General features: G+C 51.2%; 11 protein-coding genes, 1 tRNA gene and 2 pseudogenes. 13 read left to right on the top strand and 1 reads right to left on the bottom strand.

Annotated elements, in window-relative coordinates; translation table 11 throughout:
* The 13 genes and pseudogenes from tuf to HWQ67_RS03535 all read left to right on the top strand — a co-directional run.
* Positions 1-317 (top strand): annotated as a pseudogene (tuf, locus tag HWQ67_RS03590) (elongation factor Tu); the annotation flags it as partial.
* Between the two features lie 7 nt (positions 318-324).
* Positions 325-477 (top strand): 50S ribosomal protein L33, encoded by a 153-nt coding sequence (gene rpmG, locus HWQ67_RS03585; RefSeq protein WP_218251275.1) that lies wholly within the window; start codon positions 325-327, stop codon positions 475-477.
* A 104-nt stretch (positions 478-581) separates the two neighbouring features.
* Positions 582-657, top strand: a tRNA-Trp gene (locus HWQ67_RS03580).
* A gap of 208 nt (positions 658-865) precedes the next feature.
* Positions 866-1,051 (top strand): preprotein translocase subunit SecE, encoded by a 186-nt coding sequence (gene secE, locus HWQ67_RS03575; protein WP_218251274.1) that lies wholly within the window; start codon positions 866-868, stop codon positions 1,049-1,051.
* A gap of 2 nt (positions 1,052-1,053) precedes the next feature.
* On the top strand, positions 1,054-1,584 hold the full coding sequence (gene nusG / locus HWQ67_RS03570) for a transcription termination/antitermination protein NusG (protein ID WP_218251273.1): 531 nt from the start codon (positions 1,054-1,056) through the stop codon (positions 1,582-1,584).
* A 99-nt stretch (positions 1,585-1,683) separates the two neighbouring features.
* Positions 1,684-2,112 carry a 50S ribosomal protein L11 gene (gene rplK / locus HWQ67_RS03565; protein ID WP_218251272.1) on the top strand — a complete coding sequence of 143 codons (429 nt, stop codon included), beginning with the start codon at positions 1,684-1,686 and terminating at the stop codon, positions 2,110-2,112.
* 34 nt (positions 2,113-2,146) lie between these two features.
* Positions 2,147-2,887: a 50S ribosomal protein L1 gene (gene rplA, locus HWQ67_RS03560; protein WP_218251271.1), complete on the top strand. Its 741-nt coding sequence runs from the start codon at positions 2,147-2,149 to the stop codon at positions 2,885-2,887.
* A 329-nt stretch (positions 2,888-3,216) separates the two neighbouring features.
* Positions 3,217-3,771 carry a 50S ribosomal protein L10 gene (rplJ, locus tag HWQ67_RS03555; protein WP_218251270.1) on the top strand — a complete coding sequence of 185 codons (555 nt, stop codon included), beginning with the start codon at positions 3,217-3,219 and terminating at the stop codon, positions 3,769-3,771.
* Positions 3,772-3,839: 68 nt separating this feature from the next.
* Positions 3,840-4,223 (top strand): 50S ribosomal protein L7/L12, encoded by a 384-nt coding sequence (gene rplL / locus HWQ67_RS03550; protein WP_218251269.1) that lies wholly within the window; start codon positions 3,840-3,842, stop codon positions 4,221-4,223.
* 111 nt (positions 4,224-4,334) lie between these two features.
* A pseudogene (gene rpoB / locus HWQ67_RS20405) lies at positions 4,335-8,228 on the top strand (DNA-directed RNA polymerase subunit beta); the annotation flags it as partial.
* Positions 8,229-8,270: 42 nt separating this feature from the next.
* Positions 8,271-12,470: a DNA-directed RNA polymerase subunit beta' gene (rpoC, locus tag HWQ67_RS20400; protein ID WP_425340696.1), complete on the top strand. Its 4,200-nt coding sequence runs from the start codon at positions 8,271-8,273 to the stop codon at positions 12,468-12,470.
* 122 nt (positions 12,471-12,592) lie between these two features.
* Positions 12,593-12,739, top strand: a complete 147-nt coding sequence (locus HWQ67_RS03540) for a hypothetical protein (protein ID WP_218251268.1) — start codon at positions 12,593-12,595, stop codon at positions 12,737-12,739.
* Entirely contained in the window at positions 12,732-13,736 is a 1,005-nt protein-coding gene (locus HWQ67_RS03535; RefSeq protein ID WP_218251267.1) for a potassium channel family protein, read from the top strand. The genes HWQ67_RS03540 and HWQ67_RS03535 overlap by 8 nt, the downstream gene beginning before the upstream one ends.
* Before the next feature lie 96 nt (positions 13,737-13,832).
* Here HWQ67_RS03535 and HWQ67_RS03530 read toward each other — a convergent pair whose 3' ends face one another.
* A complete protein-coding gene (locus HWQ67_RS03530) occupies positions 13,833-14,708 on the bottom strand; it encodes a cyclic nucleotide-binding domain-containing protein (RefSeq protein ID WP_218251266.1) in 876 nt (291 codons plus the stop codon).
* Between the last annotated feature and the right edge of the window lie 450 nt (positions 14,709-15,158).

Below are 15,158 nucleotides of genomic sequence, written 5' to 3'. Positions count from 1 at the left end.
GCCAGGTGTTGGCCAAGCCAGGTAGCATAACGCCTCACACGAAGTTCAGGGCAGAGGCCTACGTGCTGACAAAGGAAGAGGGCGGACGCCATACCCCGTTCTTTAAGGGTTACAGACCACAGTTCTACTTCAGGACAACGGACGTCACCGGCGTCGTAGAGCTGCCTGAAGGCGTTGAGATGATCATGCCCGGCGATAATATCAATGTGGCGGTAGAGCTGATATCTCCAATAGCCATGGAGAATGGACTGCGATTTGCCATAAGAGAAGGCGGCAGAACCGTAGGGGCCGGAGTCGTTACGGAAATATTGGAGTAGGTGTTAAATGAGAGATATCATATTGTTTCAGTGCACCGTGTGCAAACGTAAGAACTACTCAACACGAAAAAACAAGAAAAATACAACGGGAAAACTGACCCTGAAAAAATTCTGCAGGTACGACCGTAAGCACACTGAGCACAAGGAGACAAAAGCCTAACCCACCCCCTCCCTTGGCAAAGGCAACATGAAGCGCCTTCAAGGGTAAGTTGTGGGCTTGACAAATTTGTTGGTTGTACAGTAGCATATAAGCAAGTGTAATATAGGCCAGTAGCTCTAACGGCAGAGCGTCGGACTCCAAATCCGGGTGTTGGGGGTTCAAATCCCTCCTGGCCTGCCAACGGTCGGCCGGTGGGCAAAAGGGCCGGTGGGCCAAAGCGAACGACAACCAGTGGGCCAAAGCCGGTGGCCGGTGGGCCAAAACGGCCGGCGGAAGATGAACACGGCGAGGTTGGCCGAAGCAGCGAACAACAGACGATGACAGAGAAACATGTAGTAATTGCCGTAATATCAGGAGAAATATATATCGTGAAGACGAAGGGTGCAGCATGGTTGAAAAAATAAAGGCGTTTTTAAAAGAAGTAACGCTTGAATCGAAAAAGGTGGTCTATCCAAGTAAAGATGAACTGATAGGTTCAACGTGGGTGGTGGTGATATTTTCCTTTGTAGTTTCGATGTTTCTGGGTTTTGTAGACCTGGGGTTGTCCAAACTTGTGAGTAAGCTGATCAAATAGATATGACAACGGAAAAAAAATGGTATGTAGTGCATACGTATTCGGGCTATGAAGAAAAAGTCAAACTCGGAATCGAAGACAAGGTGCAAAAAAAAGGCATAGAACACAGAATAGGCAGAATACTGATCCCCACAGAACGAGTGATAGAACTGAAGCGTGGTAAAAAGAAAGAAAGCGATAAAAAATTCTATCCCGGCTACATAATGGTGGAAATGGAACTTGACGATGAGACGTGGCACCTGGTAAACAGCGTCCCACGAGTAACGGGCTTTGTCGGTGGCATGGCTCCTGTGTCCCTGCCCGAAGAAGAAATGGACCTGATCCTGCAACAACAGGAAAAAAGCCTCGGACAAGAAGTAAAAATGCAGTTCGAAAAAGGCGAAAACCTCCGCATAACCGACGGCCCCTTCTCCAACTTCAACGGCTACGTCGATGAGGTCGATATCGACCACGGCCGATTAAAGGTCATGGTGAGCATCTTTGGCAGACAAACCCCCGTGGAATTAAGCTTCTATCAGGTGGAAAAAGTATAAACCCGTTATCGACAGAAAAATAACACCCCATAAACAGAGTAACGATAAACAGAGTAACGATAAGAGATAATAAAGACATTAGATCGCAAGGAGACGTTTGTGGCAAAAAAAGAAATAACAACGGTAGTAAAGATACAGATAACGGCGGGTAAAGCAAACCCTGCACCACCAATTGGCCCTGCCCTCGGCCCCCACGGTATAAACATCATGGAATTCTGCAAACAGTTTAATGCCAAGACCCAGCCTATGGGTGATACCATTGTGCCGGTCGTCATAACGATCTACAAGGACCGCAGCTTTACCTTTATCCTGAAAACCCCCCCGGCCTCCCAGCTCCTGAAAAAGGCAGCAGGCGTAATAAAAGGCTCCAACGTGCCAAACAAAGACAAAGTAGGACAGATCACACAGGCACAGCTCAGAGATATAGCACAGGAAAAAATGCCGGACCTCAACGCCTACGACGTAGAACACGCCATGAACATAATCAGCGGAACGGCAAGAAGCATGGGCATAGACATAGTTAATTAATCACACACACAGATACAACAATAAGGAGACGGTGATGGGCAAAAAATATGAGGCAGTAAAGGCCGACCTGGAAACAAAAACAAAAGAGCGAATGGACAAAGTCGGTATGGACGCTGCCAGGGCAAAGGAGTACTCCCTGCAAGAGGCCATACAGGTGCTGCAGGAGAAACACTTTGTGAAGTTCGACGAAACGGTGGATATAGCCGTAAACCTGGGCGTAGACCCAAGAAAATCAGACCAGATGGTACGAGGCTTCGTAGTCCTGCCTCATGGTACCGGTAAGATAGTCAGGGTGCTGGTCTTTGCAAAGGGCGAAAAGGAAAAAGAGGCCCGTGACGCAGGCGCCGACATCATCGGGGCAGAAGACCTGGTCGAAAAGATACAAAAGGGATGGCTCGACTTCGATAAGGCCGTCGCAACACCGGACCTCATGGGTATGGTCGGAAAACTCGGTAAGATACTCGGCCCCCGTGGACTGATGCCTAACCCAAAAACCGGTACCGTGACCTTTGATATCACAAAGGCCATCAACGAAATCAAGGCCGGCAAGGTCGATTACAAGGTGGAAAAGGCCGGCATCGTACACATGCGCATCGGCAAGATATCGTTCCCCGCAGAAAAACTGATCGATAACGCCAAAACAGCCATAGACTCCATCATAAGGGCTAAACCGTCCGCAAGCAAAGGCAGGTATCTCAAAAAACTGACCCTCTCCTCCACCATGGGACCAGGTCTCAGAATCGATATCAGCTCTGTAACGATTACAAGGATATAACGACTGATAAAAGAATCCGTAATGTGAAGTCTGACCAAGACGTGACAGTCACAGACTGCAGGTACAGTGATAGAGTAAACGACCACGGTCGGCCTGCTGAGACTTGAAATCGAAACTTGAAAGATTGTGACATATCCCTCCGGCAACAGCCCCTATGCTATGACCGGTGTGATATCAACGCATAATGTTAAGCAAAACTAAAGTCAAAGCAATGCCCCCACAGGTGTCCACTCTTTCCTATGGTGTAAAGAACCTGCCTCAATATCGCAAGAGACCGTCAATGTCTGTAACAGGTGCAAAATAACAACCACAATGGAGACAACAACACGATGAAGATGAACAAAAAGGGCAAAGAAGACATTGTAGCAAGCCTTAAAGAGCGATTCCTGAAGTCCAGGGCCGTCGTCCTGACCAACTACAAGGGCATGACCAATGCCGAAATGGCTGCCATGAGAGTGCTGTTTAGGCAATCCAAACTTGAGTACAAGGTGGTCAAAAACACCCTGGCCAAGATAGCCGCAAAGGATACCCCCCTGGCCGTAGTCAAAGACGTGCTGACTGGCCCCATAGGTGTGACCATCGGATATGACGATGCTGCACTGACGGCCAAAAAGGTGTTCGAGTTCGCCAAGACCAACGACAAACTTCAGGTACTCTACGGGTGCGTGGAGGGGCGTCTGTTCGATGCCAAACAGATGAAAACCATTGCAGACCTGCCGCCAAAAGAGGTGCTGCTGTCCCAAATCGCCGGATGCTTCCAGGCACCGACAAGTCAAATGGCACGCCTGTTGGGTGCAACGGTCAGTCGCATAGGGCACGCTCTAAACGCACTCAAGGAAAAAAAGGAAAAAGAAGCCGGTGAACAAACACCAGAAAACAACTGAACAGTTTGAACTGTCAGAGATGTACACAATAAATAAATCAAATAAGCCAATACTAAGGAGGCAACACAATGAGCGACTTATCCAAAGAACAGGTATTTCAGTACTTCGACAATATGACGATCCTGCAAATGTCGGAGTTTATCAAGGAATTTGAAGAAAGATACGGTGTTTCGGCAGCCGCGCCCGTGGCAATGGCCGCCATGCCACAGGCAGCGGCAGAGGCAGCTCCGGTAGAAGAAAAAACCAGCTTCGACGCCATCCTCTCCGCCATTGGTGACAAGAAAATCCAGGTCATCAAGGTGGTCAGAGAGCTGACCGGCCTCGGCCTCAAGGAAGCCAAAGAACTCGTCGATGGCGCCCCAAAAGAAGTCAAAACCGGCGTGTCAAAAGAAGAAGCCGAAAACATCAAGGCCAAACTCGAAGAACAGGGAGCCAAGGTAGATATAAAATAGCAAACTCACATGTCCTTAACAACCATGAAAGGCGGTCTCCACGCAACGGAGACTTAGCGGTCTCCAACAAAGGGGGACTTAGACAATTTATATACGACTGTAAGGAGTGACATGGCAAGGGCATTAAGAGAGAGGATCAATCTTGGTAAGGTTAAAAGGAAAGGAGAGATACCCTATTTAATTGAAATACAGAGACAGTCTTATGAGCTCTTTTTGCAGGCAGACTCCCCCGCGGACAAACGTAAAAACGTTGGTCTGGAGGGGGCCTTCCGCAGCGTATTCCCGATAATCGACTACAACGAAATGGCCTCCATCGAGTACATGGGATACAACATGCTGGAGTCCAAATACCGTGAGCGTGAGTGCATCGATAAGGGACTGACTTACTCGGCCCCCATCAAGATTAAAGTAAAACTCAACCTGTGGAATACCAGTGAAGACGGAAAAAAGAAACTCAGAGAATCAAGGGAAGAAGAGGTCTACATCGGCGAAATCCCACTGATGAGTGAAACAGGCTCCTTTATCATAAACGGTATCGAGCGCGTCATCGTTAGTCAGTTGCATCGCTCCCCGGGAGTATTCTTTAATACCGACAAGACCAAGACACACACAAGCGGCAGACTGCTCTACACGGCCCGCGTAATACCATCAAGGGGCTCGTGGCTGGACTTTGAATTCGACTCAAAGGACATCCTATACGTCAGAATAGACAGACGCAAAAAATTGCCCGCTACTATCGTCCTCAAGGCACTGGGGTACTCCAACGAAGACCTCCTTAAGATATTCTACCCCGTAGAGGAAATCACCATACACGACAGAGACAAGCTCACTCGCAAGGTCTCCCCAATCCTCACCGGCACAAAGACAAACACGCCTATCACCGACCCAAAGACCAAAGAAATCATCGTTAAAGAGGGAGCAAAAATAACCAAGGCCGCCCTCAAACGACTACAACTGGCATCGGTGGATGAAATCCCCATACCCAGAGGAGAAATCGTCAACCGCATCAGCCTCCACGACATCGTAGACCCCGAAACCGGTGAAATCATAGTCGAGGGAAACGAACTGATCTCCGAAGTGGTCTTTGAAAAGATACTCCTGCTTAGGATCAACAAACTCGGCCTGCTCTTCATCGATAACGTCAAGTACCTGTCATCGCTGCGGGACACCCTCCTGATGGATAAGATATCCACCAAGGAAGACGCCCTCCTGGAGATATACAAAAAACTCCGCCCCGGCGAACCGCCCACCATCGAAGCATCCAGGGTGCTCTTTGACGGCCTGTTCTTTGACGAACGACGCTACGACCTCTCACCCGTAGGGCGCCTGAAGGTCAACAAAAGACTGGGACTCAACGAGGCAATGGACAAAACCGTCCTGACCGCCACAGACCTCATAGAAATCATCAAGTACCTACTGGCTCTGCGCACCGGACAGGGTGAGGTGGACGACATCGACCACCTCGGAAACCGAAGGGTCAGAAGCGTTGGCGAACTCCTCGAAAACCAGTTCAGAATCGGTCTGGTGAGAATGGAGCGCGCCATAAAAGAAAAAATGATGATAACCGAAATAAACGACCTGATGCCACACGACATAATCAACGCCAAACCCGTCATGGCCGCAGTCAAAGAGTTCTTCGGTTCCAGCCAGTTGAGCCAGTTCATGGACCAGACCAACCCCCTGTCCGAAATCACGCACAAGCGCAGACTCTCCGCCCTGGGCCCCGGCGGTCTGACCAGAGAACGCGTGGGCTTTGAGGTGCGTGACGTACACCCCACCCACTACGGCAGAATATGCCCCATAGAAACCCCCGAAGGCCCAAACATCGGACTCATCACCTCCCTGGCCACCTATGCCAGGGTCAACGAGTACGGCTTCATGGAAGCCCCGTACAGAAAGGTCGATGCCGGCAAGGTCTCAGACGACATCAACTACCTCTCCGCCATCGAAGGAGAAAAGTACGTCATCGCAGAGGCAACCTCCAGGATCGACGAAAACGGCTACCTCGCAGGCGATGCCATATCGGCCAGACTGGGCGGTGATATTAAAATATTCGTCCGCGATGACATCCAGTATATGGACGTCTCCCCCAAGCAGATCGTAGGCGTATCGGCCTCGCTGATCCCGTTCCTGGAAAACGACGACGCCAACAGGGCACTGATGGGCTCCAACATGCAGAGACAGGCCGTGCCCCTGATCCAGACCGAAGCCCCAATCGTGGGCACCGGCATGGAGTTCGCCGCAGCACGAGACTCCGGCGCCATTAAAATCGCAAAACGCTCCGGTGTCGTTGAAAGCATCGACGCCAACCGCATAGTCATAAGAACCAACGACTGCGGCGTAGATATATATAACCTGGTAAAGTTTGCCCGCTCCAACCAGGCCACCTGTATAAATCAACGCCCACTGGTCACAGTGGGGGACGTGGTGGAGGCCGGTGATGTCATCAGTGATGGCTCCTCAACCGAGTCCGGCGAACTGGCCCTGGGGCGCAATGTACTGGTAGCCTTCATGCCCTGGGGGGGATATAACTTCGAAGACGCCATACTCCTCAACGAACGACTCGTCAAGGACGACGTCTTTACATCCATCCACATAGAGGAATTTGAGGTAGAAGCCAGAGACACCAAGCTCGGCCCTGAGGAAATCACCCGAGACATCCCAAACGTCGGCGAAGATGCACTGTCCGACCTCGATGACAGCGGCGTCATCTATGTCGGGGCCGAAGTCCAGCCTGGTGACATACTCGTGGGCAAGATCACACCAAAGGGCGAAACTCAGTTGACCCCGGAGGAAAAACTACTGCGCGCCATCTTCGGGGAAAAGGCCGAAGAGGTCAAAGAAAGCTGCCTCTACGTACCCCCTGGTGTTAAGGGCACCGTGGTCAACGTAAAGGTCTTTACACGAAAGGGCATCAAAAAAGACAACAGGGCAAAAAGCCTCGAAGACGACGAAATCAGAAAACTACAGCGCGACTTCGAAGAAGAAACCCGCATCGTAGCACGAGAAATAAACAACAAGATAAGAGAAGAACTCAGCGGCAAGACCCTCTCCGAAGACCTCAGAGACCCAAAGACAAAAGAGGTACTCTATGACGCCGGCACAATCCTGGAAGGTGATGCCCTGGAGGCTATTACCGAAAGGATGATCGGTCGCCTCAAGATAGAGGAAGATGCAGTCCTGATTCGTATAGACGACTTTGTCAAAACCACCAGGGAGTACATCAGACAACTCCAGTTAAAGTACGACGAACGCATAGAGCGCCTCAAAAAAGGTGACGAATTGCCCCCGGGTGTCAACAAGCTGATCAAGGTCTACATCGCCATGAAGCGCAAAATACAGGTCGGCGACAAAATGGCCGGACGACACGGCAACAAGGGCGTAGTGGCAATGGTTATCCCCTGGGAAGACATGCCATACCTGCCCGACGGCACCCCCCTGGATATCGTACTAAACCCCCTGGGCGTGCCATCACGTATGAACGTCGGCCAGATACTTGAGACACACCTTGGATGGGCAGCAAAGGCACTAGGTTTCCACGTGGCAGCCCCCGTCTTTGAGGGCGTGCAGGAGACCGAATTGCGCGAAATGCTTACAAGGGCCGGCATGAACGAAAACGGACAGACCATCCTCTATGACGGTAAAACCGGTGAACCATTTGAACGATCCGTCACCGTGGGATACATGTACATGCTCAAACTGCATCACCTGGTCGAGGACAAACTCCATGCACGCTCCATCGGCCCCTACTCACTGGTAACACAACAACCACTGGGAGGCAAGGCACAGTTTGGCGGTCAGCGTCTGGGTGAGATGGAGGTGTGGGCACTTGAGGCCTATGGCGCTTCGTACTCGCTCCAGGAATTCCTCACCGTCAAGAGTGACGACGTCTCCGGAAGGGCAAAAATGTACGAGGCCATTGTCAAGGGCGATGCCACACTCGAACCAGGTGTGCCCGAGTCCTTCCACGTCCTGATAAAGGAACTACAGAGCCTTTGCCTCGACGTAGAACTCCTGGAGAGAAAGGGGCCTGTCGGCTCAAAAGAGCTGCAGGATAAAACACCCGAAAACATCTACAGCCTATACCAGAAACCCAGAAATCCAAAGGACTTTGAGGCCATACGCATACGCCTGGCATCCCCGGATAAAATACGTGAGTGGTCTTTTGGTGAAGTCAAAAAACCCGAAACCATCAACTACCGCACCTTCAAACCTGAAAAGGATGGCCTGTTCTGCGCAAAGATTTTTGGCCCCGTCAAGGACTGGGAGTGCATCTGCGGCAAGTACAAGCGCATGAAACATCGCGGCGTGGTCTGCGACAAGTGCGGCGTGGAGGTCATTCAATCCAAGGTCAGACGTGAGCGCCTCGCACACATAGAACTGTGTACCCCCGTGGCACACATCTGGTTCCTCAAGGGCGTTCCAAGCAGAATCGGAATGCTCCTGGATATGACCATGAAAAACCTCGAAAAAGTCCTCTACTTTGAGAGCTACGTGGTCATCGACCCACAGGACACCACGCTTAAAGAAAGACAGATACTCAGCGACGAAGAATACAAAAAGTATACCAACGAGTTTGGCACCAGGTTCAAGGCCGGCATGGGGGCCGAGGCCATCAGGGAACTCCTGCGCAAAGTCGATGTTGAACCCCTCAGCGTCGATCTCAAAACACGCATAAACGAGGCCAACTCCATCGGAATCAAAAAGAAACTGACCAAAAGACTCAAGATCGTTGAGGCGTTCAAGTTCTCCGGCAACAAGCCCGAGTGGATGATCCTTGACGTTATCCCCGTGCTGCCCCCCGACCTCCGTCCCCTGGTGCCGTTGCAGGGGGGACGCTTTGCCACCTCCGACCTTAACGACCTCTACCGCAGGGTCATCAACCGCAATAACAGACTCAGACGTCTGCTCGAGCTGAAGGCCCCAAGCGTTATCATCAAAAACGAAAAGAGGATGCTCCAGGAGGCCATCGATGCCCTCTTTGACAACACCAAGGGCGCCAAGGTACCAAAAAGCTCCACAAAACGTTCGCTCAAATCCCTCAGCGACATGATCAAGGGAAAACAGGGCCGATTCAGACAGAACCTCCTGGGCAAGCGCGTGGACTACTCCGGGCGTTCCGTCATCGTGGTCGGGCCAGAGCTGAAGCTGCACCAGTGCGGCATCCCAAAACAGATGGCACTTGAGCTGTTTAAACCGTTTATCTTTAACAAGCTCGAGGAAAAGGGCTACGTCACAACCATCAAGCAGGCAAAGAAGTTTGTCGAAATGGAGCGCCCCGAGGTCTGGGATGCCCTCGAGGAGGTAATCAAGGAACATCCAGTGTTGTTAAACCGTGCCCCAACGCTGCATCGCCTGGGTATACAGGCATTTGACCCAATGCTCATCGAGGGCAAGGCCATCAAGCTGCACCCCCTGGTCTGTACCGCATACAACGCCGACTTTGATGGCGACCAGATGGCCGTACACATACCTCTGTCAATAGAGGCACAGGTGGAGGCACGCGTCCTGATGATGTCCATCAACAACCTCCTCTCCCCCGCAAGTGGAAAGCCTATCGTGCTGCCCACACAGGACATGGTCCTTGGTCTGTACTACCTGACCAAGGAAAAAGACGGCCTTATAGGCGAGGGCAAGGTGTTTTCATCCATGGATGAGGTGCGCATCGCATACGACAACAGAAAGGTACTGGAACACACAAAGATAAAGGTGATGCACAACGGACAGTCTGTAAACACCACCGTTGGCAGGGTCTTGTTTTATGAGGTAGTGCCAAATAACGTGCCGTTTGCAGAGGTCAACAGGCTGCTCACCAAGAAAGAAATACAGAAGGTCATCGACTACTCCCACAAGTACGCCGGCAGACGCAAGACCGTGGAGTTCCTCGACAACCTCAAGCGTATGGGGTTTGAGTTTGCCACACGTTCGGGCATATCCATCTGTATATCGGACATGCACATCCCTTCCAAGAAGGCCGAAATCCTCAAAGAGGCCGAAAAAGAGGTCATGGAGGTATACAAACAGTATGCCGACGGCCTCATAACCAACGGTGAACGCTACAACAAGGTCATCGACATATGGGCCAACGTCACGGAAAAGGTGGCCGAGGTCATGATGGCCGAACTCGGCGCCGAAGACGGCAAAGACCTCACCCCCGAAGACATCGAAAAGAGTCGTGCCTTTAACAGCGTCTTTATGATGGCCGACTCCGGCGCAAGGGGTTCGGCTGCACAGATAAGACAGCTAGCCGGCATGAGGGGATTGATGGCAAAGCCCTCCGGTGAGATCATCGAAACCCCGATAACGGCAAACTTCCGTGAGGGACTCTCCCCGCTTCAGTACTTTACCTCAACCCACGGGGCACGCAAGGGGCTTGCCGATACGGCCCTCAAGACGGCCAACTCCGGGTATCTGACCAGGAGACTGGTCGATGTCGCCCAGGACGTGATTATCACCGAAGTTGACTGCGGTACGGATGACGGTATAATCATCACGGCCCTCATCGAAGGTGGAGAGATAATCCAGCCCCTTGAGGAACGTCTCATGGGACGACTCACGGCAGAGGACATAAAAGACCCCCTCACCGGCGAAGTCATCATGCTCAAGGACACCGAACTCACTGACGAAAACGTCAACAAAATAGTAGAGGCCGGTGTTGACAGAGTAAAGATACGTTCCGTGCTGACCTGCCAGACGCGTTTTGGCATCTGCGCCAACTGCTATGGCAGAGACCTTGCCAGAAACGACAAGATCGAAATGGGTGAGGCCGTGGGCATCATAGCCGCCCAGTCCATCGGGGAGCCTGGCACGCAGTTGACCATGAGGACGTTTCACATCGGTGGGGCGGCCACAAAGATCATCGAGCAGGCAGTCCTTGCCTCCAAGCATGGCGGTAACATAAAATTCATCGATCTCAACTACGTTACCAACCGTGAGGGATTGCTGGTTGTCATGAACCGTAATGCCTTCCTGGCCGTTGTCGATGACAATGGTCGTGAGAGGGAAAAGCACAACCTCGTCTACGGGGCCAAGCTCCTGGTCAAGGAGAGCGATAAGGTCGTCATAGGACAGAAAATAGCCGAATGGGACCCCTACTCAACCCCAATCCTTACGGAAGTAGGTGGCAGGGTGGCATGGGGTGACATAGAAGAGGGCGTATCGGTCAAGGAGCAACTTGACGAAATCACGGGTCTGTCACATAAGTTGATCGTGGACTTCCCGCCACACCTCAACCTCAGACCAAGAATATCGATAAAGGACGAACACGGCAAATCAACCCTGAAGTTGCCATCGAGCCACATCCCTGCCCGGTACATGTTACCTGCCGGGGCCAACGTGCTCGTGGAGCGCAATGACATAGTTGCCCCCGGTGACATCCTGGCCAAGATACCGCGTGAGACCATAAAAACAAAGGACATAACGGGCGGTCTGCCCCGTGTTGCGGAATTGTTTGAGGCCAGAAAGCCCAAGGAACCAACCCTTGTTTCCGAAATCGACGGCGTGGTAGAGTTTGTTTCCACGCTCAAGGGTTCCAGGGTGGTAAAGGTCAAGGGCGGCGACGTGGTAAAGGAATACACCGTCCCCAAGGGCAAACACGTAACCGTGCATGAGGGCGACTGGGTACGGGCTGGTGAGGCACTGATGGATGGCGCCGTTAATCCGCACGATATCCTCGACATCCTGGGACCAACGGAGCTTCAGCGTTACCTCGTTGACGAGGTACAGAAGGTCTATCGTTTGCAGGGTGTTGCCATCAACGACAAACACATAGAGATCATCATCAGACAGATGATGAGAAAGGTCAGGATCGAGGACGCAGGCGATACGGAACTGATGATCGGCGAACAGGTAGACAGGATTCAGTTCCAGGAGCACAACGCCCTTGTCATGAGCAATGGTGGCAGACCGGCAATAGGCAAACCGCTTCTGTTGGGTATCACCAAGGCATCGTTGACCACGTACAGTTGGGTTTCAGCGGCCTCTTTCCAGGAGACGACACGCGTATTGACCGATGCCGCACTGGCAGGGCTTGTTGACGACCTCAAGGGGCTTAAGGAAAACGTCATCATGGGCAAGATCATCCCATGCGGCACAGGCATGGAGAGATTTAAAAACACCCACGTAAGGCGTGAAAACTACTACGTACCCGAACACGTGCCGGCACTTGACTCCACCCCTGAACAACAGGAGTCCGGCCCTGAGCAGCATGAGGAACAAACACCTGTGCAAGAAGAAGCCGGTGTCTAACATGAGGCATTGCTCAACACCCAGCACAGCGCAAATATAGTAACAGACAAAGACATTGCCCTCTCAACAGAGATTCCCCTCCCTTTATGGGAGGGGCGGGGGGAGGGTATCCCCTCTTTAATGTGATAAACGCTTATCAACAACGCTTCATAGCCGACGCTATGCTTGGAAGAAATGAGTTTACCAGGTGCTATCTGTACGACAAGGTGTTTTGGGCAGGTACCCACAGGGACAGGTTCATCAAGATGGTAAGAGGGTTTCTTGTTTAGCACAAACGACCTCAGAGGGAGAATGATACTGTCGGTGGTGTTGATAGTATTGATCCTGTGTCTGGGGACGCTGGGTTTTGTTTTGATTGAGGGATGGAGTACGTTTGACGCCTTTTACATGGTAGTGATAACGCTTGCAACGATTGGTTTTCAGGAGATATATCCGTTGTCTCCACATGGCAGGTGGTTTACGATAGTGCTTATTTTTTTTGGCGTTGGCCTCTTGGCCTATTCGGTAAACGTGGGATTGAGGGTGCTCCTGGAGGGTGAGTTGCAGGAGGTGCTTGGGAGGAGGAAATTGAAAAAACGCATACAGGAAATAAAGGACCACTATATAATTTGCGGTTATGGCAGGATGGGCAGGATCATCTGCAAGGAGCTTAAGGCCAACGGTATCCCTTTTGTTGTGATAGACCAGTCAGAGGAGGATGAGCGCCTCAAGGAGGAGATGCTGTTTATCAACGGCGACGCTACCCTCGATGAGATACTCAATGAGGCCGGCATAGACAGGGCCAAGGGGTTGGTATCTGTGTTATCTTCGGATGCCCATAATCTGTTTGTGGTACTCAGCGCCCGGGTGCTCAATCCCACGATAAAGATCGTGGCTCGTGCCGCCGAGGATAACAGCGAAAAGAAACTCCTCAGGGCAGGTGCGGACAGGGTCATTGCCCCATATCACATCGGTGGTTTGAAGATTGCCCACACGATCTTAAAGCCTGCCGTTGTGGATTTCCTGGAGTTTGCCACCATGAGCGGCAACATCGAACTACAGATGGAGGAGGTCATAGTTGCGGAGGGTTCGGAGTTGGCGGACCGTGTGATAAGCGACTCGGGCATTGGTAGGAACTTGCGTATAATCATCGTTGCCATAAAGCGTCAGGGTGGGGAGATGACTTTCAATCCTACGCATAACACATTCATAATGCCAGGGGACACCCTAATAGCACTGGGTGAAGTCACACGCCTCAAAGAACTCAAACAAATGGCTAACCCCTAAAAAAAGAAAAGAGAAGAAAGAAAGGGGCGGAGCCGCTTCTTGTCGCTCGATGTGTGAAATGATCGACAACGGATCAGGAAGTGCAGTACTGCCCTGTCAGCCCTTAGGTTGCGAGTCTGTCTTTTTGCTCTGGGCGAAGATTGCCAGTTCCTTTATTTTGTTGTTCGCCCCCCGTAATCGTCTGCTAAAGACCTGTGTGAGTTTCTTGAAGAGTTTTAGGGTGAGGATGTCGTCGTAGCCTTCCATGATGCGTCTGTCGAACTCCAGCAGCACGACGTCGTCATAGGCCTTTGCGCGTGCCGAACGTGGCGAGCCATCGAGGATGCCCATCTCACCGAAGCAACTGCCGCGTCGCAGTCGGGCCAGCACCTCTTCTCGCTTGCGCTCAATCCCCTTGGTGATGGCAATGATCCCGTCTACGATGACGTAGAATCTGTCGGGTTTTTCGCCTTCGTCAAAGATAGTATCGCCTTCCTTGTATTTTCTGCACTTGCATATCTTCAGCATCGACATGAGTTCGTCGTCGGAGAGGAATGAGAAGAAGTCCAGGTCCCTGATTTTTCTGACCGTCTTGGTGATGGCTATGGGGACGCTCCTGATTGCGTCGTTAATGGCCTTTTCGACATCGTTCATCTGGAAGGGGTATTGCAAGACGGAGGTGACGCCCTCCCTGTACATCCGTTTTAGCTCTCTGACGTTGATATCGCTGTCTATCATTAGTATGACACGCAACGGGGACTCCTCGTGAGACTGCCTGAGTTTTTCAAGCAGTTCCTCGTCGTACTTCATTATAGTATTGTAATCGGCCAGCAGCAGGTCTACCTTTTCGGTCTTGAGGTTGTTTAGCAGACTGTTTACCTTTGATACCCCCAGGACCTTTGCATAGCCCAAGTAATTCAGTGACCCCTTGGCAAAGTCCTGACTCCGTTGATCTGAGTTCAATATCATAATATTTAAGTTGTCTTTTTCCATTACTTTTCCCTAATTATAAAAAAATAATCTCATACCTACTTATTACTATACATTATTTCACGTAAATACAGCAAGAGAGTCTTTATATTTTTTCTTTCTGACAGAACTTTTCACGGCAAAGGTTTTTTAATTCTCTATCTGTCCATTCGGTTTGTATTTCTATCATATGACTTCAGTCTTTGTGGTGTAAAGGTCTCACCGGACTTTCGTTGTCTTCCGTCAAGCTCTCAACCGCCATCTCTACACCCACGGTTGATTGGAGTATACTAAAATGACACAGGTTTTTTCAGGCATGATAATTGAGTGTGAAATAATGGGGTCAAGGGGACTTCTTTGTGGCTGGGGCGCCTCGCCCCTCCCCTTGCGGGGGGTTCTGAAGGGGGGCGGAGCCCATAGGTGTTAAGCTAAGAATGCAATCCTGCCAATAAAGCCATTCTTTGTGGAGAATCC

The sequence above is a fragment of the Candidatus Magnetobacterium casense genome (genome assembly GCF_019173545.1).
GTDB classification, from domain to species: domain Bacteria; phylum Nitrospirota; class Thermodesulfovibrionia; order Thermodesulfovibrionales; family Magnetobacteriaceae; genus Magnetobacterium; species Magnetobacterium cryptolimnobacter.
The sequence above is the reverse complement of the archived record's forward strand: the minus strand, read 5'-3'. Positions and strand labels throughout refer to the sequence as shown.

Excerpts from the sequence above, each read along its gene's own strand:
- rpmG (WP_218251275.1), top strand. The coding sequence starts at position 325 with ATGAGAGATATCATATTGTTTCAGTGCACCGTGTGCAAACGTAAGAAC.
- HWQ67_RS03530 (WP_218251266.1), bottom strand. The coding sequence starts at position 14,708 with ATGGAAAAAGACAACTTAAATATTATGATATTGAACTCAGATCAACGG.
- rplL (WP_218251269.1), top strand. The coding sequence starts at position 3,840 with ATGAGCGACTTATCCAAAGAACAGGTATTTCAGTACTTCGACAATATG.
- rplJ (WP_218251270.1), top strand. The coding sequence starts at position 3,217 with ATGAAGATGAACAAAAAGGGCAAAGAAGACATTGTAGCAAGCCTTAAA.
- secE (WP_218251274.1), top strand. The coding sequence starts at position 866 with ATGGTTGAAAAAATAAAGGCGTTTTTAAAAGAAGTAACGCTTGAATCG.
- rplA (WP_218251271.1), top strand. The coding sequence starts at position 2,147 with ATGGGCAAAAAATATGAGGCAGTAAAGGCCGACCTGGAAACAAAAACA.
- nusG (WP_218251273.1), top strand. The coding sequence starts at position 1,054 with ATGACAACGGAAAAAAAATGGTATGTAGTGCATACGTATTCGGGCTAT.